The organism is Planomonospora sp. ID67723, from assembly GCF_015711605.1.
Lineage (GTDB): Bacteria > Actinomycetota > Actinomycetes > Streptosporangiales > Streptosporangiaceae > Planomonospora_A.
Genome location: NZ_JABTEZ010000001.1, coordinates 1,362,510 through 1,385,835, shown reverse-complemented (window position 1 = coordinate 1,385,835; position 23,326 = coordinate 1,362,510). Strand labels below are relative to the sequence as shown.

Below are 23,326 nucleotides of genomic sequence, written 5' to 3'. Positions count from 1 at the left end.
TGAGCTTAAGTTGTTATATGACCGAAATTGTGATCAGCGTACGGTGACCGTCCCCAGGACCCTCCATCCCGCCGCTCCCGGCGGGACCGACGAAGACGACAGGTGGCCCCAGTGCGTGTGACCATCACGCGGCCGGGCGAGCTCGGAGCCGCCGAGCTCGCCCTGTGGCGTTCGTGGCAGATCCCGGGCGGCGGGCTGGACAGCCCGTTCCTCGCCCCGGACTTCGCCCTGGCGGTCGACCGCGCCAGGAAGGGCGTCCGCGTCGAGGTCGCCGTGTTCGAAGACGGCGCGGGCCCGGCCGGTTTCCTGCCCTACGAGCGGCACGGCCGCGCGGTGGGCAGGGCCCTCGGCCTCGGCGTCTCCGACTGCCAGGGCGCGGTGCACCGGCCGGGCGTCCGGCCTCCGCTGCCCGGCGTGCTGGAGGCCGCCTCGCTGGCGGTCTGGGAGTTCGACCACCTGCTGGCCTCCCAGCTGCCCGGCCACGCGCCCGACGCCGCGCGCACCGGTTCCCCGGTGATGGACCTGAGCGAGGGGTACGACGCCTACCGCGACGCCCGCAGGGCGCTGACCAGGTCGGCGATCAGCGGGGTCGAGCGCAAGGACCGCAAGCTGGGCAGGGAGCACGGCGAGCTCCGGCTGGAGTACGGCGGCCGCGACCCGGAACTGCTCGGCCTGATGATGCGCTGGAAGTCGGCGCACTACCGCAGGACCGGGGCGGCCGACCGGTTCGGCTGGCCCTGGGTGCGCCAACTGGTCGAGGAGGCTTTCGCGGCCTCCACCGAGGAGTACGGCGGGCTGCTCAGCACGCTGTACGCCGGCGAGACGCCGGTGGCGGTGGAGTTCGGCCTGCGTTCCGGGACGGTCTACGAGCGCTGGTTCGGCGGATACGACGCCGACGCCTTCGGCGCCTACTCCCCCGGGCTGGTCATGCTGCTCCGCTTCGCCCGGACCGCGGCGGAGCACGGGGTGCGCACCATCGACCTGGGCAAGGGCAGCGAGCCGTACAAGGAGTTCTTCGCCGGGGCGTCCATACCGCTCGCCGAGGGGTGGCTCGCCCGGCGCTCGGCCCGGGCCGCGCTGTACCGCGCCAGGCACGTGCCGCCCCGGATCATCAGGAACTACGTCAAGAGCCATCCGGACCTGCGCCGGCGGGCCAGGGACACCCGTGACGCGGTCAACCGCGTCCGCAGGTACGGCTTCGGAGCGCAGTGATCATGACATCCCGACTGACGGTCTTCGGCTGGCACAACGTCGAGTCCACCTGGTGCTTCCCGGTCTCCGGATCCGGCGTCGCGGGGCTGGAGGGGCAGTTGCGCAGGCTCCGGCGCCTGGCGAACGTGGTCCCGCTGGAACGGGCGCTGGACGCCCTGCGGGCGGGGGAACCGCTGCCCCCGCGGGCCGTCGCGCTCTGCTGGGACGACGGCTACCGCGACAACCTGGAGCTCGCCGTACCCGTGCTGGAACGGCTGGGGCTGCCCGCCACCTTCTTCCTCGTGCCCGGCCTGCTCTCCGGCGACGACCGCGCCTGGTGGGAGATCGCCGGATGGGCCTTCGCCCGCAGCACCCGGGAGTCCGCCGACTGGCGAGGCGAGCGCTACCCGACGCGCGGCGCGGCGGGCAGGCAGGCGTACGGCAGGGCCTCCGACCGGCTGCGGGTGATGACGGCCGCGGAGCGGGCCGTGGCGCTGGAGGAGCTGGTGGACCGGCTCACGCCGGAGGGCTCCCCCGGGGACGGGCGGCTCTTCCTCGACTGGGAGGGGGCGCGGGAGCTGGTCGAGCGGGGGTTCTCCGTCGGCTCGCACACCATGCGGCACGTGACGCTGGCCCAGGAGACGCCCGAGGACCAGGCCGAGGATCTGCGCCGCTCACGCGAGGTCCTGGAGCGGGAGCTGCAGGTGCCGATCCGCACGGTGGCCTACCCGTTCGGCCAGGCCGACGCGGTGAGCCGGGAGACCGAGAGCGCCGCCGCGAGGGCGGGGTACGCCCACGGCCTCACCACCGAGTTCGGCTGGAACGGCGCCGCCACCCCCGGCACCCACGGCCGCCGGATCATGCTGGACCCGGACCGGGGGTTCGTCGCGACGGGGCTCTCCCGGGTCACCGGCCGGCTGGACCGCCTGCGCCGGACGCGTTAGCCGCCCGGGGTCCCTCCCGCCGCCCCGCGGGCCGTCCCGTCCCCCCGCCGTCAGACCGCTCTCCTGCCGTCAGACCGCTCTCCTGCCGCGCACCACGACGAACGCCAGCACGCCGATCGCCGCCGTCCCCGACAGGCCGGCGACGGCGAGCATCAGGCCGTCGGCACTCTCGGGCGGCGGGGCGGGGACGGCCGGGTCCCGGCTCTCGACCGTCGTCTCCGGAGGCTCGGCCGCCTCGGTGCCGGTCTCCTCCGCGAGCGGCACCCTCCACACCGGCTGCCTGCCGCCCTCCGAGTTCACCAGCAGCGCGCGCCCGTCGGGAGTGAAGGCGACGCCCTCGCCCTGCTTCTGCAGCGGCAGCTCGATCTCGACGGGCTCGGCCCGCAGCGACCGCGCGACGTCGCCGTCCTTGATCCGCCACAGGTACGCGGTGGTGGCGTTCCGGATCACCACCTGGTCCCCGCTCGGCGAGAAGGCCGCACCGGACACACCGACGATCTTCAGGTCGGCCAGCACCCGGCGAAGGGTGTTGTCCCCGTCCTCCTTGAGCACGGCGGGAGCGCTCCACAGCCCGGTTTTCCGCTTCGCGTCCTCGGTCTTCTCCACCAGGAACACCCTGCCCGTGCCGGGCTGGACGAACATGGCCTCACTGTTGTGCGCGGCGCCGTCGGCGTAGACGAGCGGGAAGACCGTGACGTCCTCCTCCGCGACGGGGGTGCTCCCGGTGACCTCCGCGCCGGGCTCGGCGATGCGGAGCAGCCGGTAGGAGGTCCGGGGCGGCAGCCCGGCGTCCCGCCGGGTGAAGAAGGCGTCCCCGGTGTCGGCGATGTACAGGTGGCCGGCGCCGCCCGCCGGGCGAACCGCTGCGAGATCCTCCCAGTCCTCGTTCAGCTCGGCCCGGGGCAGCCCCAGGGTCGCCCGGGTCTTCCCCGTCCCGTCGATCACGTACACCTCGGCGGGCCTGCCCGCGTCCGGGAGGGTGTAGTACCGCTCGCCGTCCGCGCTCACCGCGAGCCCGCTGGCCTCGACGATGCGCCCGCCGAGAACGTGGAAGATCGGTTCCGGCGGCTGCGGGGCGCGGGCGGTGGCGGCCTGGGCCGCGGGCGCCAGGAGACCGGCGCACGCCAGCGTCAGCAGGGGGGCGAGCGCCATGCGCCTGGCCACTGATGAACCACCTATCACTGGAGTCATCGGGGCGAGAAAATCAGTCACTTCCCCCCGAAATGGGACATCTACTCTGGCGCGAGCCTAGCCTAGAGGGGCCATACGTCACAGAAGGGATGAAAAGCTGTATACCCATCCAACCCCCCTGCCTTCCGTGACGGTGGTGGTGGCCACCCGCGACCGCCCCGAACTCCTGCACCGGGCGGTCACGGCCATCCTCGGCCAGGAGTACCCCGGCGAGATCCGCGTGATCGTCGTCTTCGACCAGTCGGACCCGGCCGGACTCGACGTCGAGCGGGGCCCGGGCCGGAGCCTGGAGATCACGGTGAACACCCGCACCCCCGGACTGGCGGGCTCCCGGAACACCGGAATCGCCGCCGCCCGGACCCACTACGTCGCGTTCTGCGACGACGACGACGAGTGGCTGCCCGGCAAGCTCCGCGCGCAGGTGGAGCTCCTGGCCTCCTCGGGCGGCATAGCCGCCGGGACTGGCATTGAGATCCGCTGCCGTGGCACGGCCAGCTCCCGTCCCGGTCCCGAGCTCCCGGTCACCCACCGCGACCTGCTCAGGGACCGGGTGTTCGCGCTGAACGGCTCGACGCTGATCATCGACCGCGGGGTGCTGACCGAGGTCGTCGGCCCCGTCGACGAGGACCTGCCCGGCAGCTACGCCGAGGACTACGACCTGCTGCTGCGCATCGCGAAGCTGGGACCGATCCACTGCGTGCGGCAGCCGCTGGTGGCCATCAACTGGCAGGGCTCCTTCTTCGCCCGCCGCTTCCCGATGATCGCCGACGCGCTCACCCACCTGCTGGCCAAGCACCCCGAGTTCGGCACCGAACCGCACGGGATCGCCAGGATCGAGGGGCAGATCGCCTTCTACCGCGCCGCCGCCGGGCAGCACGCCGAGGCGAGGCGCTGGGCCCGGCGGTCGCTCGGGCACAACTGGCGCGAGCGCCGTGCGTATCTGGCCCTGCTGGTCGCGGCCCGGCTGGTCGGCGGGCAGCGCGTCCTGTCCCTCCTCAACGCGCGCGGCCGGGGGATCTGACCCGCCGTGACGAGCATGGCACCGGATCGTTCCAGACCCGTCGACCGCCCGGCGCGCGAGCTGCCGGTCTGGCCGCTCCGTGCCGTGTTCGTGTTCTATCCCCTGTGGTGGGTGCTCGGCCTCGCTCCGTTCGCCGGCCTGATCTTCGCCCTTCCCATGGTGGCGAACCTGGTGCGACGGGGGCGCGTGGTCGTGCCCAGAGGCTTCGGGATCTGGCTGCTCTTCCTGCTGGCGATGGTCGTGGCGGGGACCCAGCTCGACAGCGTGCCCCGCCTGGTCGGGCTGCTCTTCAGGCTGACCGCGTACGGCAGCGCCACGGTGATCTTCGTCTACGTCTACAACTGCTCGTCCAGGAGCCTGCCCGTCGGCAGGGCGGTCGAGTTCCTCGTGGCCTTCTGGATCTGGGTGGTCATCGGCGGCTATCTGGGCGTTCTGTTCCCCGAGGGTTCGATCACCACGCCCATGGAGCGGCTGATGCCCCCGTCGATCGCCGCCAACGAGCTCGTGGGAGAGCTCATCCATCCCAAGTTCGCCGAGGTGCAGCACCCGTGGGGAGCCGCGGAGCCGTTCGTGCGGCCCAGCGCCCCCTTCCCCTACACCAACGCCTGGGGCAGCCACTACGCACTGCTGCTCCCGATGGTCCTGCTGTTCATGCGGATCCGGGGGACGGTGCGGCAGGGCGTGCTGCTGGCCCTGCTCGCCACGGCCTCCCTGGTGCCGGCCTTCGCCACCCTCAACCGGGGCATGCTGCTGGCCGTGGGCTTCGCCCTCGTCTACGGAGCGCTGCGCTACGCGGCCAAGGGGCACGTCAAGGGCCTGGTCGCCGTGGTCGGCGCCATGGTGGTCGGCGCGGTCGTGGCCTACCTGACCGGGGTCGCCGACGGCATCACCTCGCGGACCTCGGTGAGCGGCTCCAACGACGACCGGGTGGGCATCTACCTGGAGGCGTTCCTGCGCACCCTGGAGTCGCCGGTCCTGGGGTACGGCGCCCCGCGCCCCTCGGCCACCATCGGGGTCTCGGTCGGCACCCAGGGCCAGTTCTGGAACATCATGTTCTCGTTCGGCTTCCCCGCCCTCCTGCTGTTCACGCTCTTCCTCGCCGGTCTCGCCTGGCGGACCAGGACCCTCCCGCTGGACCTGGTCTGGCTGCACGTCGTGCCCGTCATGGCGGTTTTCATGATGTTCTACTACGGGCTCGACAGCACCCAGCTCGTCGTCATCTTCACGGCCGCCGCGCTCGGTCTGCGGCACCTGAGGGACCTGCGGAGCCAGGATCCGCCGGAGGCGGGGGCATGACCGCCCGGGACGCGGAAGACCTCGACCGCGGCGGGAACCTCGACGACGCCGCGACCACCGACGACGCCGTGAGCACCGACGACGCCGCGGACCCGGCAGCCGCCGGGAACCCCGGCGCCGGGGACCGCAGGGAGCTCAGGAATCTCGCCAGGGGCGGCCTCGTCACCCTGCTGGGCTCCGTCGTCTCGGCGGCGACCGGCTTCCTGATGACCGTCGTGGTGGCGCGGCTGCTCGGTCCCGCGGAGGCGGGCGTCTTCTTCATCGTGGCGGCCCTGTTCATGATCCTCAGTGAGGTCACGGAGCTGGGCGCGGACACCGGGCTGGTGCGTTCCGCCGCCCGGCTGAAGGCGTTGGGGCGGATGTCGGACCTGCGGCGGGTGACCGTCGCGGCACTCGTCCCCGTCCTGGCCGCGAGTGCGGTCGCGGCGGCGGCCCTGTACGCCTGCGCGCCCTGGGTCGCCTCCCTCTTCGCCGATCCCGCCCACCTCGACCAGGCCACCCTCTTCCTGAGGATCGCCGCGCCCTTCCTCGCCGTCTCGGCCGCCCGGATGGTGCTCCTGTCCGGCATGCGCGGGCTGGGCGACCTGACCGCCCACACCGCCGTCAGCGTCGCCATGCCCGCCGCCCGCCCACTGCTCGCGGTGGCCGCCGTCGGGCTCGGCCTCGGCTCCGGAGCCGTGGTGCTCGCCTGGTCGGCCCCGGTCGCGCTGACCTTCGCGGCGGCCGCCGTACTGCTCTGGCGGATGATCCGGCGGGCGGGGGCCGGCGGCGGACGGGACCCGCGGGCGGTCCGGGAGTTCTGGCTCTTCTCCGGGGCCCGCGGGGTCGCCGCGACGATCGAGATCCTCATCGTCTGGCTCGACGTGCTCATCGTCGGCGCGCTGGTCTCCAACCACGAGGCCGGGATCTACGCCACCGCCAGCCGGTTCATCACGACGGGGACGCTCGTGCTGGCCGCCACCCGGATCGCGGTCGCACCGCAGATCGCGGCCCTGCTGGCCAGGAGGGAGCACGGCGAGGCCGAACGGCTGAACACCGTGGCGACCGGCTGGGTGATGATCGCCTCCTGGCCGCTCTACCTGGCGCTCGCCTGCTTCGGCCCGTTCGTGCTCACGCTCTTCGGCCCCGGGTTCGCCGGGGGCGCGACGGCCCTGGCGATCCTCGCCGGCTCGATGCTGGTCGTGATGGCGGCCGGCAACGTGCAGACCGTCCTGCTCATGGGGGGCAAGAGCTCGTGGGCGCTCGGCAACAAGGTCGCCGCGCTCGCGGTCAACGTGGCGCTCAACCTGGTCCTGGTGCCGCGTCTGGGCATCGTCGGGGCCGCGCTCGCCTGGGCCGCCGCCGAACTGGTCGACACCGTGGCCGCCGCCCTCCAGGTCCGCTACGGACTCGGCCTGCGGCTGGGCCTGCGCGGCCTGGCCCGCCCCGGGCTCTGGGCGCTGTTCTGGTTCGGCGGCGCCGGCGTGCTGGCGCGCCTCGTCGCCGAGCCCACCGCTTCGGCGTTCGCCGGATACCTGGCCGTCGCCTGCGCGGGATACGGCCTGGTCCTGTGGCGGGGACGCCGGGACCTGCACATGGACCTGCTCGTCGAGACCGTTCGACGGCGCTGAAGGAGGAAACCCAATGAGCCGGAGCCTCGCCGCCCGGATGAAGGACCGCTCCCCCCGGTGGGTGAAGGACGCCGTGAACGCCGCGACGCGCGCGTACGCGGTGCGCACCGCCGACCGGCGGCACCTGCCCGACTTCCTGATCGTCGGCTCCAAGCGCGGCGGAACCACGTCCCTGTGGAACTACCTGGTCCAGCACCCGCTGGTCATGCCGATGTATCCGGAGTCGCGGGAGATCAAGAGCCCCTGGTACTTCTACGTCAACTACGCCAGGGGCGACGCGTGGTACCGGTCCCACTTCGCCACCGAGCGGCGGCTGGACCGGCTGGAGGAGAAGTACGGCGTCCGCCCGCTGACCGGCGAGGCCTGCCCCTACTACATGTACTACCCGCCGGTGGCCGAGCGGGTCCTCGAACGCATGCCCGACGTGAAGATCATCTTCTCGCTCCGGAACCCGGTCAGGCGCGCCTACTCGCACTACTGGGAGCGGGTGGACGCGGGAACGGAGACGCTGAGCTTCGAGGAGGCGCTCGCCGCCGAGCCCGAGCGGCTGCGGGGCGAGGCCGAGCGGATGGCGGCCGACCCCTATTACTACAGCCGGGCGCACGACTTCCACTCCTACCGCGACCGGGGCGTCTACCTTCCCCAGGTGGAGCGCTGGCTGAAGCTGTTCCCGCGGGAGAACATCCTGATCATCGCGGCCGAGGACCTCTATCGCAACGAAAAGGAGACATTCGCCGAGGTGGTCCGATTCCTCGGCCTTCCCGAGTGGGAGCTTCCGGTCGCCGACCGGCACAACTACCTGCCCGCGCCCCCGATGAACCCGGAGACGGCGGCGGAGCTGACGGAGTTCTACCGGCCGCACAACGAGGAACTTTTCCGGCTTCTCGGCCGGACTTTCCCCTGGGGTCCCTGAACGGACATCAACTGATCCGATAAGCATTCTTTCCTGTTTGACCGTTCCGTCCGAAACACGATATTTTGCCGTCCAGATTGGCTCTGGGGGGCCCTACGCCCGTCATCGGCTTCTGTCCGGGCAACTACCTTGCACATCCAAGATCCCGGGGGGGAGCACATGTCATCTCTTCGTCGTGCCGTGACAGCCCTGGCGCTGTCCGGCCTGCTCGGCGGCGCGGGCGTCGCCGTCGGCGGGCCGCAGGCGTCCGCCCATGTCATACAGGCCGCACCGGCCCCCGACGGCACCGCGTCCGCCAAGGCCGCGCCGTCCTGCTGGGCCATCAAGCAGAGCCATCCGGCCAGCGCCGACGGCGTCTACTGGCTGCAGACACCCATGCTCGTCGCCCCGCAGCAGTTCTACTGCGACATGACGACCGACGGCGGCGGCTGGGTCCTCATCGGCCGGGGCCGTGAGGGCTGGACGTTCTACCATCCCGGCCAGCGCACCCCCGGCAACGTCCGGAACACCCCCTCGGGCACCGGCGCGTTCGCGCCCGCCGCCCTCGGCGGCGACACCGTCAACGCCCTGCTGAACGGCACCCGCGTGGACGCGCTCCCGGACGGGGTACGGCTCCGCCGCGCGGCCGACGCCACCGGCACCTCCTGGCAGGAGATGCGCTGGAAGTTCAAGGACCGCGACGACTGGTCCTGGACCTTCGACGCCAATCCCTCCCACCCGCTCTCCTCCGTCGTCGTGGACGGGACCGCCTACGCCGGCGGCAGCACCCGCGACTGGAACAACAACAGCGGATCGCGCCGCGTCTTCACCTACGAGTGGCAGGGCCACGGCTGGGAGAAGGGCTTCAGCTACGGGGCCGGGCAGACCGGCGGCTCCAGCAGCGGCACGAGCTACCTCTGGCAGAAGGGCTCCGAGGGGAACCCGATCCCGTTCACCCAGGTCTTCATCCGGCCGAAGATCACCAGCGCCTCGTACGACGCCGTCCCCGACGCGGGCACCCCCGCCTCCACGGTGACCCCGCTGGTCTCCAACGCGACCACCCCCCTGCCCTGGGGCGTGACCGGCGTGATGGGCAGCGGCGTCGGCGAGGAGTTCCTCGAGGTCCAGGCGCTCGGCGTGCTGGGTGACACCGTCTATGTGGGCGGCAGGTTCCGGTACGTCCAGCAGGGCGCCGCGGGCGCGAAGAAGGAGCAGCCGTACCTGGCCGCCTTCGACGCCGACAGCGGCGAGTGGCGCTCCTCGTTCCTGCCCGTCCTCAACGGTCAGGTGTGGGACATCCAGCCGCTGGGCGACAAGATCGTCATCGCGGGCGAGTTCACCGGCGTCAACGGGGAGCCGAACACCGCGGGAATGGCCGCGCTCGACCCCGCGACCGGCAAGGTCGTGCCCGGCTGGCGGACGACCTTCACCCGTGCGAGCGGCCTCGCCGTCAAGGTCAAGGCTCTCGACGTGCAGGACGACTGGCTGTACGTGGGCGGCGCCTTCAACCACGTCGCCGGCGGCAGCCCGCTCTCCTCGAAGGTCTGGGCCGTCGCCGCCGCCCGCGTGCGCGTCTCCGACGGGCGTCCCGACGAGAAGTGGACGCCGCACTTCGACCAGCCCGTGGTCGATCTGGACGTGAGCGAGAAGGGCGACCGCGTCTACTTCGGCGGTTTCTTCGAGAAGGTGAACGACAAGCCCGCCAACAGCTTCGCCGTGGTCGGCACCTCCACCCCGGCCGCCCTGGTCCCCGGTATGGGCGACTGGAAGCCGAGCACCGCCACCGCCAACCGCGACTACCGCCAGACCGTCGCCGAGGTGGGCGACCGCGTCTGGATGGGCGGCTCCCAGCACGACTTCCAGCTCTACACCCGAGACGACCTGACCAAGGTCACCGGCCACATCACCAGGGGCGGAGGCGACCTGCAGGCGTCCATCGTCAAGGACGGCGTCATCTACGGCTCCTGCCACTGCCCGGAGTTCGTCTTCAACGGGGCCTCCAGTTGGGACAACACCACCGGCTGGTCGAACGCGCACCAGATCAACTGGATCGGCGCCTGGGATGCGAAGACCGGAAAGTACCTGCCGAACTTCGCACCGTCGATCGACTCGCGCCGCGGCGACGGCCCCTGGGCTCTGACCACGGACGACAACGGCTGCCTGTGGTTCGGCGGTGACATGAACCGCGGCTCCTGGGACAGCGCGACCGGCTCCTACCAGTGGCTGGGCGGCTTCGGCCGGCTGTGCGCCACCGACGCCAAGGCGCCCTCCGCCCCGTCGGGTCTCCGCTCGACCGGCACCGCGGCCGGCAACCAGCTCGCCTGGAGCGCCGCGAGCGACAACTCCGGCTCGCTCTCCTACGAGGTGCTCCGCGACGACCGTGTGATCGCCACGACGGGCGGCACCTCCTACACCGACGCGACCGCCTCGGGCGCCCACAAGTACTGGGTGCGGGCCGTGGACGCGGCGGGCAACCGCTCGGCGAGCACCACCGCGCTCAGGCTGGAGGGCCCCGGCGGCTCCGGTGACCCGGTCGTCCTGCTGGCCAGGAGCGCGACCTGGAAGTGGCGCTACGACGGCGTCGACCTGGGCGCCTCCTGGACCGCCCCGGCCTTCGACGACTCGTCCTGGGCCTCGGGCCCCGGCGAGTTCGGCTACGGGGACGGCGACGAGGCGACGCTGCTGCCCGCGGGCACGACGCCCCGGCACGTGACCGCCTACTTCCGGACCGCGCTCAAGGTCGCCGACCCGGCCGCCCACAAGAGCCTGCTGATCGACCTGATCCGCGACGACGGCGCCGTGGTCTACGTCAACGGCACGGAAGTCGGCAGGGAGAACCTCCCCGCCGGCCCGATCGCCCACGACACGACCGCCCTGACCGGCTACTCCACCAACGCCCAGGAGCGCACGCCGGTCCGGCTGACCGTTCCGGCCGGCGTCCTGGTCGCCGGGACCAACACGATCGCCGTGGAGATGCACCAGTACGACCGGTGGAGCGCCGACCTCAGCTTCGCGATGACCGTCACCGCGACGCCGAACTGAGCCGGACGGCCGCTTCCCGGCAGGACGGCGGCCGACCGGACCGGACGCCCGGCGGGGTTCTCCCCGCCGGGCGTCTTCGGCTGTCCTGCCGTCCGCGGCCGGGCGACGTACGGCGCGCCGGGACCGGGCAGGCCCCGCCGGGCTAAGGCCTGTCCTGTGAATCTCCCAACGCTGGTTCGACCAGCTCGCCGCTCGAAAACTACGCTGAGAACGTGATCGATGTCATCGGCCGGTGGCGGGCCTTCGAAAAGACGCTCCGCGACCGCGAGCTCGACTGGGGACTGCACTTCGCCCCGGAACAACTCCGCTACGCCCGCTCCGCCGAGCATCCGCGCGGAGCCGGCATGGATCACCTCCTCCCCGCCGACTACCGGGCGTTCGTCTCCGAGGTGGGATATCCGGTCATCGGGTTCGGCTACTACGACAGGAACGGGATCTCCTTCCTCCCGCCGGAGGCGATGGCGCGCCTCTCGGTCGACCTGCCCGACCCCGAGGACGTGTGGCCCGAACCCGCCGACGACCGGCCGACCCTCTGCCGGCACGCCTTCTTCGCCGGATACGACCTGTCCGAGATCGAGGGCTACTCGTTCGGACCGGCGGCCGGCGGCGGCGAGCCGGTCGTCTGGCTGGTCGAGCGCGGCATGCCGCAGGAGGAGATCGGCACCTTCACCGAGTGGCTGGACGGGGAGATCTCCCGGTTGCACGCCTACGTCACCGCATTCGAGACCGACGAGATCGCCGCACTGCGCGAGAAGAACGGCGGCGAGGGCGACCCTCACCGGCTCCTCGACTACTCGCTGGGCGGCTCCTACGACCAGGCACCGTACACCGCCCAGGATCTGGACTTGGCCTGGGTGGAGTCGCAGGAGGGCTCCCCGTACTCCTACGGGCTGATCGACGGCACCGGTGCCTGGCGGATCCCGCTCGGGAAAAGGTTCCGCAGTGTCCTGCCGTTTCGCGACGGCGCCGCCGAGGTCATCCTCAACGCGCAAACCACCAGCTACGCAGGCCCATGGATCACGATCCGGCCGGACGGTTCACCTGCCGGCCGTTAGGGGCACGGAAGCCGGTCCGAAGCGGCGATCCTCGGCCTGGACGCTGGCTTCGACGTGCCCGAAGATCCGCTCCCAGGTGCCGTCGGACTGGTCTGCTCCCACTGCTGATCGGTGAGTCCTCCGCGGTGCACCACGCCTGCCCCGTCGGCGACCAGGGGGAACTCCTGGGCTGAAGATTCACAGGACAGGCTTTAGCCGCGGCGCGCCCTTCCACGGGGACGGGCGACCAGCTCGCCGATGAGCTTGCCGAACAGGAGCGTCGTCGCCGGGACGCGGCCGTCGTCCGGCACGACGCCGTACCGTCCGGGCTCGGCGAGCGCGGCGTCGAGGTGGGCGGCGAGCTCCTCGGCGGAGGCGGCCAGGGCGATCCGGCCGTGCCCCGCCATGACCTGGGTGAAACGGAGCTGGTGGTCGTCGACGTGCTCGCCCAGCCTGGCCGTACGGGGGACCACGACGGGCAGCCGCCCGGCGGACCTGGCCTCGGTGATCCCGCCGGGCCCTCCCTGGCAGACGACGACGGCGGCCTCCTCCATCAGGCCGCGCAGCTCGCCGTGGGGCAGCATCTCGTGGCACTCGGCGCCGCGCACGGGGCGCGACGTGCCGTGCTGCACCACGCAGCGGACCGTGTCGCCCCTGTCCGCCAGCCAGCGTTCGACCCAGTCGCTCAACCGGTGGAAGGGGTGGTGGTCGGTACCGGCCGTGACCAGCACGAGAGGACGCTCGGTCATGTTCAGAGCACCTGCCCGACCACGACGCCGCGGGGGTAGACCGCCTGCTGCTCCGGCCACTGGAGCAGGAACAGGTCGGACAGCGGGTAGCAGAGCCTGCCGGTCAGGGTGCCCGAGTCGATGCGGTCGTAGACCTCCAGGTAGACCGTGCGGCAGCGCATGACCTTGGCCAGCAGGAAGAACGGGAACGCGACGCCCGCGCCGGTGCTGACGATGACGTCGGGCCGCACACGGGGAAGCAGCCTGACCGCGAGCAGGAGGTTGCGGATCAGGTTGGGGATGTTGCGGGTGGTCGGGTGGTAGGCCCAGCTCACGTGCTCGCCGTCGAGCAGCGAGATCGCGTCGGCCTGCTTGAAGGTCACCCAGTGCCGCTCATGCTCGCCCCACCAGCCGCGGAGCCGGTAGAGCTGTGTGAGATGCCCTCCACCGGAGCACACGAAGAGCACTTTCATCCCATCGTCTCCATTTCACGCAGAATCGGGAGCATGGCCTCGGGGAACACCCGGGAGTGCCAGCCACCGCCTCCCTGTTCGAGACGGCACGTCCGCACGAACATCTCCAGCAGGTAGAGGACGGCGAGCAGCCCCCGCTCCCCGGCGGGCACGCCCATCCCGCCCAGCTCGGCCCGGGCCGCGGCGCGCACGGCCGCGACGCCGTCGTCCAGGGGGAGGTCCCGCAGCGCCACCGCGACCTGGAACCGCCAGTGGAGCGGGTCGAAGCCGACGGGGACCTCCGCGGTGCTGTGCTCCCAGTCCCAGATCCACAGCTCACGGCCGTTCCAGCCGAGGTTCCACGGCGTCCAGTCGCCGTGCCAGCGGCCGAACCGCAGCTCGGTCCCGCCCCGGGCGGCCTCGACCCGTTCCATCGCGGCGCGGATCGCCGCGGGCGCCTCACCCGCCATCGCCCCGACCTCTGCCGTGAGCTCCCGCCAGTAGCCGGACGCGGCGAGCGGCAGGAGGCGGGTCCCGCAGCTCTCGGCGACGCCCAGCGGGATCCGGGGGTCGGGCGGCCGGTCGGGGTCGGGATGGCGCCGGACGCCCGGCGGCAGCGGCGCGGTGACCACGAGGTCCCGCCCCTGCCACCGGCCGTGGTGCAGGAGCTCGGGCAGGCGGGCCGGTACGGCGTGCCGTACCGCCGCCGTGGCCTGCGCCTCCCGCGTGACGAGCCCGCGGGTCGCCTCGTTCCAGCCGACCTTGGCGAAACCGGCGGGCCGCCCGTCCGGGTGGAGGAGCTGCAGAACCGGTTTGAGGTTGGGATCGGGCTCGCGCACGCTGATCCCGGCGGCCAGCCGGCCGCCCAGGATCTCGGAGAGGTGCGCGGTCAGCAGGTGGCCGGCGATCGACCGGCCGGACAGGCCGTCTCCGGCCGAGACCACCAGCGTGCGTCGCAGGGCATGCTGCGCGAGGCCGCTGCGGAAGCCGAGGCCGAGCAGGGCGCGGGCCGCCCGCACGCCGGGCGGGCGCAGCCCGCCGTACCCGCCGACCGAGGCCGCGGCGGACCTGCGGGTGACCAGGGGCACCAGGAAGCGGGCGCGGGCCGGGGTGGGCACGACCGCGTAGCGTTCGACGACCCGGTGACCGGCGGGGGCGCGGTCGAGGGTCACGTGGATCGTAGGGGCGTCGTCAGAGGGCCGCCACAGCTGTGTGACCAGCGTGCGCAGCGCCTCGGACGGCTCGGCGGCCGGGTGCGGACCGCCGTCGAGCGTCGTTGGCAACGAAAATCCATTCGGTCGTGCGAAAATCACCGATCGGCTCAGTAGGCTCCGGTGCCGCGGATCACCGCCGCCCAGGTCTTCCAGAGGATCTGCAGGTCCAAGGTCAGCGACCAGTTCTCCACGTAGCGCAGGTCGAGCCGGACCGACTCCTCCCACGTCAGGTCGGAGCGCCCGCTCACCTGCCAGAGCCCGGTCATCCCGGGCTTGACCACCAGGCGCCGGTGGACGTCGGCGCCGTACCGGGCGACCTCGGCCGGGAGCGGGGGACGCGGGCCCACCAGGGACATCTCCCCGGTGAGGACGTTGACGATCTGCGGCAGCTCGTCCAGCGAGTAGCGGCGCAGCCAGGAGCCGACCGGCGTGACCCTCGGGTCGTTCCTGAGCTTGAACAGGACCCCGTTGCCGTCGTCACCGCCCGCCTCCGCCCGGAGGGCCTCGGCCCCGACGACCATGGTCCTGAACTTGAGGACCCGGAACTCCCTGCCGTTCTTGCCGACCCGGACCTGGGTGAAGATCGCCGGACCGCTGCTCGTGGCGCGCACGGCCAGCCAGATCCCCGACAGGAGGGGGAGCAGGACGAGCAGCGCCAGCGCGGCGACGACCTTGTCGAAGGCGCTCTTGAAGAGCTGCCGGGGACCGGCCAGGTCCGGATGCTCCACGTGCAGCAGAGGGAGTCCGGCCACCGGGCGCACGGTGGTGCGGGGGCCGGCCACCTCCATCAGCGCGGAGGCGACGTAGAGATCCGTGTCGCTCTCGGCGAGCCGCCAGCTCATCCTGCGCAGCGCCACGCCGTCGAGCTCGGGGCAGGCGAGCACCGCGACGGCGTCGCCGGAGGCCTTCGCCACCGCCTCCGCCACGCCGGCGAAGTCGCCCAGCACCGGGACGCCGCCCACGTCGGCGGGAAGCCCGAGGGGAGACGACGGCAGGCAGACGGCCACCACCCGCATCCCGTGGTAGCGCTCACGGCGCAGCTGGGAGACCAGTTCGGCCACCGCCTCCCGGTGACCCACGGCGACCACGCGGCGCAGCCCCTCCCCCCGCGCCCGGCGCCGGTGCAGCCGCTTGCGCCAGCCGTACCGGAAACAGAGCGCGGCGAAGGCCAGCAGCGGGAAGCCCGCGATCACGTATGTCCGCGCGACCGGCGTCTGGGTGGCGTAGGCGATGATGGCCACCAGGGAGGCCAGCCCGGCCGCGCCCTGGAGCGCCGCCCGGTACTCATCGGGCCCGTCTCCGACGCGGTGTGCCTGATAGCCTCCGGCGACCGCGACGGCGACCGGCCAGAGCACGGTCAGCAACGCCCCGACCACCAGTTCGGGCGGGTAGAGACCGCCGGCCGCCGTCCTCGCGCCGATCAGCCCGGCGAACACCGACACACCGCAGGCCGCGTCACCCAGGACGGCCCCGCGGAGGTAGCCCTTCTCCCAACCGGCGCCGTCCGCCGCGGGGAAGGCCTCGGTCACCGGTCGGCGGTCGTCCTCTGCAGCGGCGGTCATCGCCCTCACGGCTCCGCGTCCGTCCCGTACCGCACAGCCACCCCACCTGCCGCAGAGACGAATCCAGGCACAGGGCCACCGATTCATCCCATAGAGCTAAAAAGATCTTAATGATTAAGTAAGAAGATATTAGACCCTATACTTACCTTAAACGGACATTAGTTACATAGACGATCTACCATCTCTTTATGGGAAGGTGACAGACATACCCGGCCCCTCGACCGGGACGGCTCCCTCAGGTCACTCCCGCCCTCCGATGAGAATGAGATGCGCGCAGCCCTCCGCCCCGCCCTCGCCGCCCTCGCCCTTCTGGCCGCCCTGATCGTTCCGGGCGCCGCGGACCCCGTCCCGGGGGAGGACTGCGGCACCGGCCGCTCTCCCCGACGGGACGGCCGGCTCGCCCCCGCCTGCGGCGGCGCCTGGTGGGGCCTCTACCGCTCGGGCAACGCCGACGTCAGCGCCTACGAGGGCGACCTGGCGGACGGCGGCACGACGCCCGGCCGGTTCGGCGCCTTCCGCCGCTACTACAGCCTCTCCCAGGTCACCGGCGCCGCCCCGGAGCAGACCGTGAGCTGGCCGACGGCCAGGGACGCCGAACTGGCCCGCGACCGGGTCCTGTTCCTGCAGATCGACGGGCGCTGCTTCACCGCGTGCCCGTCGAGCTTCAACGGGCTGCCCCTACCGGGACCGGTCGCCTTCGACGACCCGGAGACGCCGCCGGACTTCACCGGTGACTGGCTCCGGCCCGGCGACATCGCCGAGGGCCGGTTCGATCCGCTGCTGAACGCCGTCGCCGACCGGCTGAAGGCGTTCCCCGGGCAGATCGTGCTGGACCTCTCCAGCGAGATCGACACCCAGGTCGACTGGATGACCGACCGTGAGCTGCGGCTCTCATGGACCGCCGGCTACCGGCGCATGTGGCGGCACGTACACGACCTGTTCGCCGCCAGGGGTGTCACCAACGTGCGGTGGAACTACGTCGTCGGCGGGTTCTCCGGCGACGACGCCGTCTACACCTCCTCCTATCCGGGTGACGCCTACGTCGACTGGATCTCCTGGGACCCCTACGACAACGAGTGCGCGTACGGCTCGGCCCACACGGTCCTCAACCGCTTCTACGCGCGGCTGGAGGCCGGGCTCCTCGGCCCGGGTGCCCGGGACAAGGCGTACGGCGTCATGGAGTTCGGCTTCGGCAAGCCGTGCCAGGCGGCCTACTTCCGCAACCTGGCGAGCGATCTCAGGCGCCTGCCCAAGATCCGCGCCCTCCTCTACTTCGACCGCCCCACGGCGGAGTACGCGCTGACCCCGGAGGGCCGGCGCGGTTACGCGGAGGCGATCGCGGCCCCCTACGCCCGAGGGCCGCGGCGGTGAGCGCGGGCCGACAGGGCCAAGGAGACCGCTCCCGAGGCGATCGCCGCGAGGGTGAGGGAGAACCAGAACCACATCCAGGTTTCCGGAACCGGCAGCAGGACCACCAGGAAGGCGGGCTGGAGCGCCAGACTCCGGCGGAGCCGCCGCTCGTCCCTGGCCTGGTCCCGCAACCTCGTCGCGGCTCCCCCCCGGGCGGCGCGGACCAGGTGCAGCCCGTCGGCCGCGACGAGCCGCCAGGTGTGGGCGGTGGCGCCCATCATGGCGAGCAGCACGGCCACGCCCGCCAGTTGGACCCACTCGGGGACGCTGCGGTGGGCCGGCGCGGAGAACGGCAGGGTGAGCATGCCGAACAGTACGGCGGTCGCCCCCTCGGCGAGGGTCAGCCGTCCGGCCGGGGTACGGCCCAGCGCGGTGACCAGCCGTCCCGGCGGGGTGCGGCCCAGCGCGGCGAGCAGCCGGATCGCCCGGGCGGACTTCAGTGCGTGGGGCACGGACGGCCCGCCGCGGACAGGATGTGGGCGGCGGGGTCGAAGCCCGCGGTGGCGCGGCGGAAGCGCCACGTCGGCTCGGGCCACAGGGCCGTGATGCGGTCGTGCCGGTCCCGGTACCAGCTCGCGCATCCGCCGGTCGCCCAGACGGTGGACGCGAGCCGGCGCTGCAGGCCGGCGTTGTAGACCTCCTGTACCTCGGCTCGCACCTCCACGGTGTCGGCTCCGCGCTCGCGCATCGCCCGCAGGCAGCCGAGCAGGTAGGCGATCTGCGACTCGATCATGTAGATCAGGCTGTTGTGGCCGAGACCGGTGTTGGGGCCGGCCATCAGGAACAGGTTCGGGAAGCCGGTGACGGTCGTGCCCAGGTACGCCTGAGGGCTGCCGTCCCAGACCTCGTGCAGCGACCGCCCCCGGGAGCCGACGATGTCGTGCGGGTACGTGGCGTCGGTCACCCGGAAACCGGTGCCGAAGATCAGCACGTCCACGGGGTGGGCGTCCCCGGCCTGCGGGGCGCCCGCGCCGGGCGCGGGACCTCCGGCGGTGACGACCGACCGGGCGCCGACCTCCACGATGCGGTCGGTGACCACGGCGACGTTGGACCGGGTGAGCGCGGGATAGTAGTCGTCGGCGAGCAGGACCCGCTTGCAGCCGAGCTCGTAGCCGGGGGTGAGCTTGCCGCGGAGCACCGGGTCGGCCACCTGCCGGCGCAGGTGCGCCAGCGCCGCGCGCCGGCCGAGGGCCCGCATGGTCCGGTTGCCCAGCAGCGCGGGGAGCGTCGCCTCCCGGGCCAGGTACTCTCCGCCGCGCGCCAGCCGCTGCGCCGTCGGCACCAGCCGGAACAGGCTCCGCCGCCAGGGCGGGATCACCCGGTCGCGGCGCGGCGCGACCCACGGCGGGGTGCGCTGGAACAGCGTGACGTGCCCGGCGGTCCGCTGCAGGTGGGGGACGAACTGGACGGCGCTCGCCCCCGTGCCGACGACCCCGACCCTCAGCCCGCGCAGGTCGAGGTCGTGGTTCCAGCGCGCAGAGTGGAACGCCTCCCCCTCGAACCCGTCGAGGCCGGGTAACCGCGGCACCGCGGGCTCCGACAGGGGTCCCTGGGCGAGGACGAGGATCCGGGCCGCCATCGGCCCGTCGCCCGTCTCCAGCCGCCACACCCGATCCCCCGCGTCCCACCGGGCGTGCCGAAGCTCGCACCCCAGCCGCAGATGCGGCCGCACGCCGTACTCGTCGGCGCAGCGGCGCAGGTAGTGCCCGATCTCCGCCTGCGGCGCGAAGCGCCTGCTCCAGTCGGGATTGGGGGCGAAGGAGAACGAGTAGAGGTGGGAGGGGACGTCGCAGGCGCAGCCGGGGTAGGTGTTGTCGCGCCACGTCCCGCCGACCTCGTCCGCCCGTTCCAGGAGCAGGACGTCGCGGTAGCCCTCCTGCAGCAGGCGGATCACCACGCCCAGGCCGGCGAACCCGGCCCCCACGACCGCCACCTGCACGTTCCGGACGGCGCCTGGGCGCTCACCCCGCGGGGCCGCGGCAGGGACGGACCCGGTCTCCCCGCCGGCCGCGGGTCGTTCCGGAGAAGGCGGGGACCCGGTGTTGTCGTTCATGACGCTCCTGCCGATATCGATGATCTTCTCATGGTATCTATCATGCTAGATTCGATCGTATCGGAAACGAACGTTAGTGTTTCATTCGAACCATACGGAGGAGTGGCGATGAAGATCCTGGCTCTCGGCGGTCCCGGCGCCATGGGCGCGGTCGCGGTCCGGGTGGCGGCGGGGCTGCCCGGCGTGCGGGAGATCGTGGTCGCCGACCGCGACCTGGAGGCGGCGCGGCGGCTCGTGCGCCGCCTCGCCGGGAACGGCGCCGTGCTGCGACCCCGGAAGGTCGACGTGGACGACGGAGCCGAACTGCGCGACGCGCTCGCCGACGCCGACGTGGTCCTCAACACCGTCGGCCCGTACTACCGCTTCGGCCTGGCGGTGCTGCGCGCCGCCATCGACACCCGGACGCACTACCTGGACATCTGCGACGACTGGGAACCGACCCTGCAGATGCTCGAACTCGACGGCGCCGCCCGCGCGGCGGGGGTCTGCGCCCTGGTGGGCATGGGAGCCAGCCCCGGTGTCAGCAACCTGCTCGCCGCCCGCGCGGTGGACGGGCTCGACACCGTCGAGGACCTCTACACCGCCTGGCCCGTCGACGTGCCCGGCACCGACGGCGGACAGGACGAGCAGAACCTGCTCACCGGCCCGGACGGGCGCCCCAGCGCCGCCGCCGTCCACTGGATGCAGCAGATCAGCGGACAGGTGGCGGTCGTGCACGCCGGCGAGATCGTCCACCGGCGTCCCCTGCGACCGGTCGCCCTCACCCTGCCCGGCGGACGCAGCGGCACCGCCTACACCGTCGGGCACCCCGAACCGGTCACCCTCCACCGCAGCTACCGGCCCACCGGCGACGCGGCCAACCTCATGGTCGTCACACCGGCGACCGCCGCCTACCTCGCGGTCCTCCGCGACGACATCGACGGCGGCCGCCTCACCAACGAGTCGGCCGCCGCCGAACTGGCCGAACCCTCCCTGCTCCGCGGGCTCCGTTCCGTCGCGCGCTCCCTGACGTTCAAGGGGCCCGGGTCGCTGCCGCCGTTCTTCGCCGCCGCCACAGGGCTGCGGGACGGCCGTCCCGTCACCGTCCTGGCGCACCTGGCAGGGGTGAGCGGCGCGGGGGAAGGACTGCCCGTCTCCTCCCTCATGGACGACATGGCCGAAGCCACCGGGATCCCGCTCGCCCTCGGCCTCGCCCAGTTCCTGGACGGCACCGCCGCCCGGCCCGGGGTGCACCCGCCGGAGGCCGTCGTCGACCCCGGCCGCTTCTTCCGCGACCTGGCCCGGCACGACCCCAGCCGGGCGGCGCTGACCGCGCGGGGGCACGCCGAGGACGGCGTCATCGTCGAGACGGCCGAGGCCGGCCGGAACGGCGCTCCGGGGTCCGTCCGCCCGTAGGGCGCGTCCGGCGGGTCACATCGCGGGGCCCGTCGGCCGGACACCCCGGCGAGGTCGCGGGCCCGCAGGCCTCCGTGCGGGGGCGGTACACGAAGGAGCGGAGGCCGCCGGGAGACGCGGGCGCTAGTCGTACTCCAGGTCCGGCAGGGCCGAAGGGGGGTCGGGGCTGCGCCAGACGACGACGGAGGAGTCCTGGACGGCGTCCATCGCCGCACTGAGCCGGTCGAGGTCGAAATCCGGCAGATAGCGGAGCCGGGTGAGGAAGGCCCCGTCTGTGGCGGACTTGGGCACGACGCAGCCCTGGCCGTCACGATCGAGCAGGATGTACAGGATGTCTGTGTCCGTGTCCCCCACGACCCGCACCTCGACGACGTCCTCCCACGCGAGGGCGTCCACGCTGCCGTCCGCGTAGTGGCGGGTCACGCCTTCTTCTGTGACGTACACGTAGGTATCCGGCATCGAATTGCCGTGCATGGCCGCGATTCTGACGACTTAAGGGGTTGTCGTGCAATAGAACCGCCCAAGTCGGGCGGTCAGCGCTCGCCCCAGCCATGGTCGAGATGGGCGGCGACGGCGCGGCGCGCCTCCTCCGACGGACCTCGGGCGATGGCGTCCAGCAGGTCGCGGTGCTCCGCCACCAGCACGTCCCGGTCGGCGTAGAGCGCGCGGAGCCGGACCAGGCCCAGCCGGGTCTCGGCGGCCAGCGTGGCGTAGAGCCGCTCCAGGCGGGGGCTGCCCACCGCGACGATCAGCGCCTGGTGCAGCGCCATGTGCTCGGCGACCACGTCCGACCAGGAGGCGTCGCCGGGCAGCGCGGTCATCCGCGCCAGCGCCGCGTCGGCTTCGGCCACCCGCCTGCCGGCCAGCGAGAGCGCCATCAGGTCCTCCAGCGGGCGGCGGACGAACATCAGGTCGTCGAGATCGGCCACGGTCACCTCGGCCACCTGGGCGCTGCGGTGCCGTTCCCGGCGGAGCAGACCCTCGTGGACCAGGACCGCCAGCGCCTCACGGACGGTCGGGCGGGCCACACCGTACGCCGCGGAGAGCTCCTGCTCGGGCAGGGGCGTACCCGGCTCGATCTCGCCGGAGAGCACCCGGCGGCGGAGCGCATCGGCCAGGGCGGCGACGGCGGAGACGGGATGGATCGGGAGGGTCACAGCGTGAGCCTATTGCTGTGTCCACGGCGACGCTGCGGGCGCTCCTCCATTGGCTCACCGGCGCCCCCTCACGGGTCCACGGCGACGCTGCGCGTCGCGGCTCGGGGGCTGTGTTCAGGCCGGGTGGCGCGTCTCCCGGGTGCCGTGGGTCGCCAGGTCGGGCACGGGTGCGTCCTTGTGCGGACGGTCGGGCAGGGCGACCACGACGAGGCTCGTGCCGAGCAGCAGCAGCCCGGCGGCCGAGACCGGTGTCAGGGCCTCTCCGAGTACGGCGACGCCGAGCAGGGCGGCGACGGCGGGCTCCGCCAGGGCGAGGGTGGCGGCGGTCGCCACCGGGGTGGTGCGCAGGCCCCTGCCGTACAGGAAGTAGGCCAGCGCGGTCGTGGCGCAGCCCAGGTAGAGCGCGGTCAGCAGGCCGCGCGGGTCGGCGAGCCAGCCTGTCCCGGTGTGGAGCAGGACCGGGAGCATGACGAGTGCGGCCCCGCCGAACATGGCGCCCATGACCGCGTCGGAGGAGGCGCCGGCGCCGATCACCCGGGCCGCGGCCACCGCGTAGGAGGCGTAGATCAGGCCGCCGAGGAGGGCGAGCAGGATCCCGTCCGCGCGAACCTCGCCTCCCCCGCCCGTCAGTACGGCGCAGCCGGCGACCGCCGCCACGGTCGCCCCGGCCCAGCGCCGGGTGGGTGGCACCTTGTCGAGCGACCAGGAGAGCAGCCCGGTGAAGACCGGGCCGCTGCCGATGGCGACCACGGTGCCGACGGCCACCCCGGTCCGGCTGACCGCGGCGAAGTAGCAGAGCTGGTAGGCGGCCACGCCCAGCGCGGCGGCGACGAGCAGTCCCCGGCGGGGCAGCGCCCGGACGGCCGCGCCCGCGGCGACCGCCAGCACCAGCCCGCCGATCACCAGGCGGGCGGCGGCGAGGGAGACCGGGTCGACGCCGGTGACCAGCAGTCCGGCGGTCCCGGCGGTGCCCCAGAGGACGGCGGCCCCGACGACGGCGAGCTTCATAGTCCGATTGTCAGACAACTAGACATCTATGTCTACCCAAATATAGCTACAGAGTCGGCTAAGCGGTGCCTTTGGGCGTTTTTTCCCGGTTCGCCGATGGGTAGCCTGCCGGGACGAGGATCGGGG

General features: G+C 72.6%; 20 protein-coding genes. 10 read left to right on the top strand and 10 right to left on the bottom strand.

Translation table 11 applies throughout. From position 1 onward, the window contains the following. Positions 1 to 111: 111 nt before the first annotated feature. Together HS041_RS39940 and HS041_RS06580 are read left to right on the top strand one after the other, a co-directional pair. The gene (locus HS041_RS39940; protein WP_196439590.1) at positions 112 to 1,212 is read left to right on the top strand and encodes a GNAT family N-acetyltransferase; all 1,101 of its coding nucleotides are present in this window, start codon (positions 112 to 114) and stop codon (positions 1,210 to 1,212) included. A gap of 2 nt (positions 1,213 to 1,214) precedes the next feature. After that, positions 1,215 to 2,135, top strand: coding sequence for a polysaccharide deacetylase family protein (locus HS041_RS06580; protein ID WP_196439589.1), 921 nt, complete (start codon positions 1,215 to 1,217; stop codon positions 2,133 to 2,135). 69 nt (positions 2,136 to 2,204) lie between these two features. Here HS041_RS06580 and HS041_RS06575 read toward each other — a convergent pair whose 3' ends face one another. Further along, entirely contained in the window at positions 2,205 to 3,299 is a 1,095-nt protein-coding gene (locus HS041_RS06575; RefSeq protein ID WP_196439588.1) for a hypothetical protein, read from the bottom strand. A 154-nt stretch (positions 3,300 to 3,453) separates the two neighbouring features. Here HS041_RS06575 and HS041_RS06570 point away from each other — a divergent pair, with 154 nt between their 5' ends. From HS041_RS06570 to HS041_RS06545, 6 genes are all read left to right on the top strand, one after another. After that, the gene (locus HS041_RS06570) at positions 3,454 to 4,347 is read left to right on the top strand and encodes a glycosyltransferase family 2 protein (protein WP_196439587.1); all 894 of its coding nucleotides are present in this window, start codon (positions 3,454 to 3,456) and stop codon (positions 4,345 to 4,347) included. A gap of 6 nt (positions 4,348 to 4,353) precedes the next feature. Further along, positions 4,354 to 5,643: an O-antigen ligase family protein gene (locus HS041_RS06565; protein ID WP_196439586.1), complete on the top strand. Its 1,290-nt coding sequence runs from the start codon at positions 4,354 to 4,356 to the stop codon at positions 5,641 to 5,643. Next, the gene (locus HS041_RS06560) at positions 5,640 to 7,253 is read left to right on the top strand and encodes an oligosaccharide flippase family protein (RefSeq protein ID WP_196439585.1); all 1,614 of its coding nucleotides are present in this window, start codon (positions 5,640 to 5,642) and stop codon (positions 7,251 to 7,253) included. Before HS041_RS06565 ends, HS041_RS06560 begins: the two co-directional genes overlap by 4 nt. A gap of 13 nt (positions 7,254 to 7,266) precedes the next feature. Further along, a complete protein-coding gene (locus HS041_RS06555) occupies positions 7,267 to 8,166 on the top strand; it encodes a sulfotransferase (RefSeq protein WP_196439584.1) in 900 nt (299 codons plus the stop codon). 180 nt (positions 8,167 to 8,346) lie between these two features. Beyond that, positions 8,347 to 11,187, top strand: a complete 2,841-nt coding sequence (locus tag HS041_RS06550) for a fibrinogen-like YCDxxxxGGGW domain-containing protein (RefSeq protein WP_196439583.1) — start codon at positions 8,347 to 8,349, stop codon at positions 11,185 to 11,187. 212 nt (positions 11,188 to 11,399) lie between these two features. Next, positions 11,400 to 12,242, top strand: a complete 843-nt coding sequence (locus HS041_RS06545) for an SMI1/KNR4 family protein (protein ID WP_196439582.1) — start codon at positions 11,400 to 11,402, stop codon at positions 12,240 to 12,242. 191 nt (positions 12,243 to 12,433) lie between these two features. Here HS041_RS06545 and HS041_RS06540 read toward each other — a convergent pair whose 3' ends face one another. The 4 genes from HS041_RS06540 to HS041_RS06525 are packed head-to-tail and all read right to left on the bottom strand — an operon-like array spanning position 12,434 to position 16,177. Then, positions 12,434 to 12,970 carry a glycosyltransferase gene (locus tag HS041_RS06540; RefSeq protein ID WP_196439581.1) on the bottom strand — a complete coding sequence of 179 codons (537 nt, stop codon included), beginning with the start codon at positions 12,968 to 12,970 and terminating at the stop codon, positions 12,434 to 12,436. A 2-nt stretch (positions 12,971 to 12,972) separates the two neighbouring features. Beyond that, positions 12,973 to 13,422 carry a PssD/Cps14F family polysaccharide biosynthesis glycosyltransferase gene (gene pssD / locus HS041_RS06535; RefSeq protein WP_196439580.1) on the bottom strand — a complete coding sequence of 150 codons (450 nt, stop codon included), beginning with the start codon at positions 13,420 to 13,422 and terminating at the stop codon, positions 12,973 to 12,975. Next, positions 13,419 to 14,684 carry a hypothetical protein gene (locus HS041_RS06530; protein WP_196439579.1) on the bottom strand — a complete coding sequence of 422 codons (1,266 nt, stop codon included), beginning with the start codon at positions 14,682 to 14,684 and terminating at the stop codon, positions 13,419 to 13,421. The genes pssD and HS041_RS06530 overlap by 4 nt, the downstream gene beginning before the upstream one ends. 38 nt (positions 14,685 to 14,722) lie before the next feature. After that, positions 14,723 to 16,177 (bottom strand): sugar transferase, encoded by a 1,455-nt coding sequence (locus tag HS041_RS06525; protein WP_196439578.1) that lies wholly within the window; start codon positions 16,175 to 16,177, stop codon positions 14,723 to 14,725. A 267-nt stretch (positions 16,178 to 16,444) separates the two neighbouring features. Here HS041_RS06525 and HS041_RS06520 point away from each other — a divergent pair, with 267 nt between their 5' ends. Next, positions 16,445 to 17,548, top strand: a complete 1,104-nt coding sequence (locus HS041_RS06520) for a glycosyl hydrolase (RefSeq protein WP_196439577.1) — start codon at positions 16,445 to 16,447, stop codon at positions 17,546 to 17,548. Here the strand turns inward: HS041_RS06520 and HS041_RS06515 are convergent. Beyond that, positions 17,524 to 18,039 carry a hypothetical protein gene (locus HS041_RS06515; protein ID WP_196439576.1) on the bottom strand — a complete coding sequence of 172 codons (516 nt, stop codon included), beginning with the start codon at positions 18,037 to 18,039 and terminating at the stop codon, positions 17,524 to 17,526. The two genes, HS041_RS06520 and HS041_RS06515, sit on opposite strands and share 25 nt — an antisense overlap. Then, positions 18,024 to 19,520 carry a flavin-containing monooxygenase gene (locus tag HS041_RS06510; protein WP_307845194.1) on the bottom strand — a complete coding sequence of 499 codons (1,497 nt, stop codon included), beginning with the start codon at positions 19,518 to 19,520 and terminating at the stop codon, positions 18,024 to 18,026. The genes HS041_RS06515 and HS041_RS06510 overlap by 16 nt, the downstream gene beginning before the upstream one ends. Positions 19,521 to 19,748: 228 nt before the next feature. Here HS041_RS06510 and HS041_RS06505 point away from each other — a divergent pair, with 228 nt between their 5' ends. Next, positions 19,749 to 21,035: a saccharopine dehydrogenase family protein gene (locus HS041_RS06505; RefSeq protein WP_196439574.1), complete on the top strand. Its 1,287-nt coding sequence runs from the start codon at positions 19,749 to 19,751 to the stop codon at positions 21,033 to 21,035. Between the two features lie 123 nt (positions 21,036 to 21,158). On the opposite strand, the gene HS041_RS06500 is transcribed toward HS041_RS06505, so the two are convergent. From HS041_RS06500 to HS041_RS06490, 3 genes are all read right to left on the bottom strand, one after another. After that, entirely contained in the window at positions 21,159 to 21,509 is a 351-nt protein-coding gene (locus HS041_RS06500; RefSeq protein WP_196439573.1) for a hypothetical protein, read from the bottom strand. Positions 21,510 to 21,568: 59 nt separating this feature from the next. Further along, complete coding sequence (locus HS041_RS06495; protein ID WP_196439572.1) at positions 21,569 to 22,192, bottom strand: GntR family transcriptional regulator; 624 nt, start codon at positions 22,190 to 22,192, stop codon at positions 21,569 to 21,571. A 114-nt stretch (positions 22,193 to 22,306) separates the two neighbouring features. Further along, positions 22,307 to 23,200: a DMT family transporter gene (locus tag HS041_RS06490; RefSeq protein WP_196439571.1), complete on the bottom strand. Its 894-nt coding sequence runs from the start codon at positions 23,198 to 23,200 to the stop codon at positions 22,307 to 22,309. Positions 23,201 to 23,326 lie beyond the last annotated feature (126 nt).

What these genes read in the sequence shown, in the direction of transcription:
- HS041_RS06540 (WP_196439581.1), bottom strand. Translation starts at nt 12,970, where the DNA reads ATGACCGAGCGTCCTCTCGTGCTGGTCACGGCCGGTACCGACCACCAC.
- HS041_RS06560 (WP_196439585.1), top strand. Translation starts at nt 5,640, where the DNA reads ATGACCGCCCGGGACGCGGAAGACCTCGACCGCGGCGGGAACCTCGAC.
- HS041_RS06555 (WP_196439584.1), top strand. Translation starts at nt 7,267, where the DNA reads ATGAGCCGGAGCCTCGCCGCCCGGATGAAGGACCGCTCCCCCCGGTGG.
- HS041_RS06525 (WP_196439578.1), bottom strand. Translation starts at nt 16,177, where the DNA reads ATGACCGCCGCTGCAGAGGACGACCGCCGACCGGTGACCGAGGCCTTC.
- HS041_RS06505 (WP_196439574.1), top strand. Translation starts at nt 19,749, where the DNA reads ATGAAGATCCTGGCTCTCGGCGGTCCCGGCGCCATGGGCGCGGTCGCG.
- HS041_RS06520 (WP_196439577.1), top strand. Translation starts at nt 16,445, where the DNA reads ATGCGCGCAGCCCTCCGCCCCGCCCTCGCCGCCCTCGCCCTTCTGGCC.
- HS041_RS06580 (WP_196439589.1), top strand. Translation starts at nt 1,215, where the DNA reads ATGACATCCCGACTGACGGTCTTCGGCTGGCACAACGTCGAGTCCACC.
- HS041_RS06500 (WP_196439573.1), bottom strand. Translation starts at nt 21,509, where the DNA reads ATGCACGGCAATTCGATGCCGGATACCTACGTGTACGTCACAGAAGAA.
- pssD (WP_196439580.1), bottom strand. Translation starts at nt 13,422, where the DNA reads ATGAAAGTGCTCTTCGTGTGCTCCGGTGGAGGGCATCTCACACAGCTC.
- HS041_RS06490 (WP_196439571.1), bottom strand. Translation starts at nt 23,200, where the DNA reads ATGAAGCTCGCCGTCGTCGGGGCCGCCGTCCTCTGGGGCACCGCCGGG.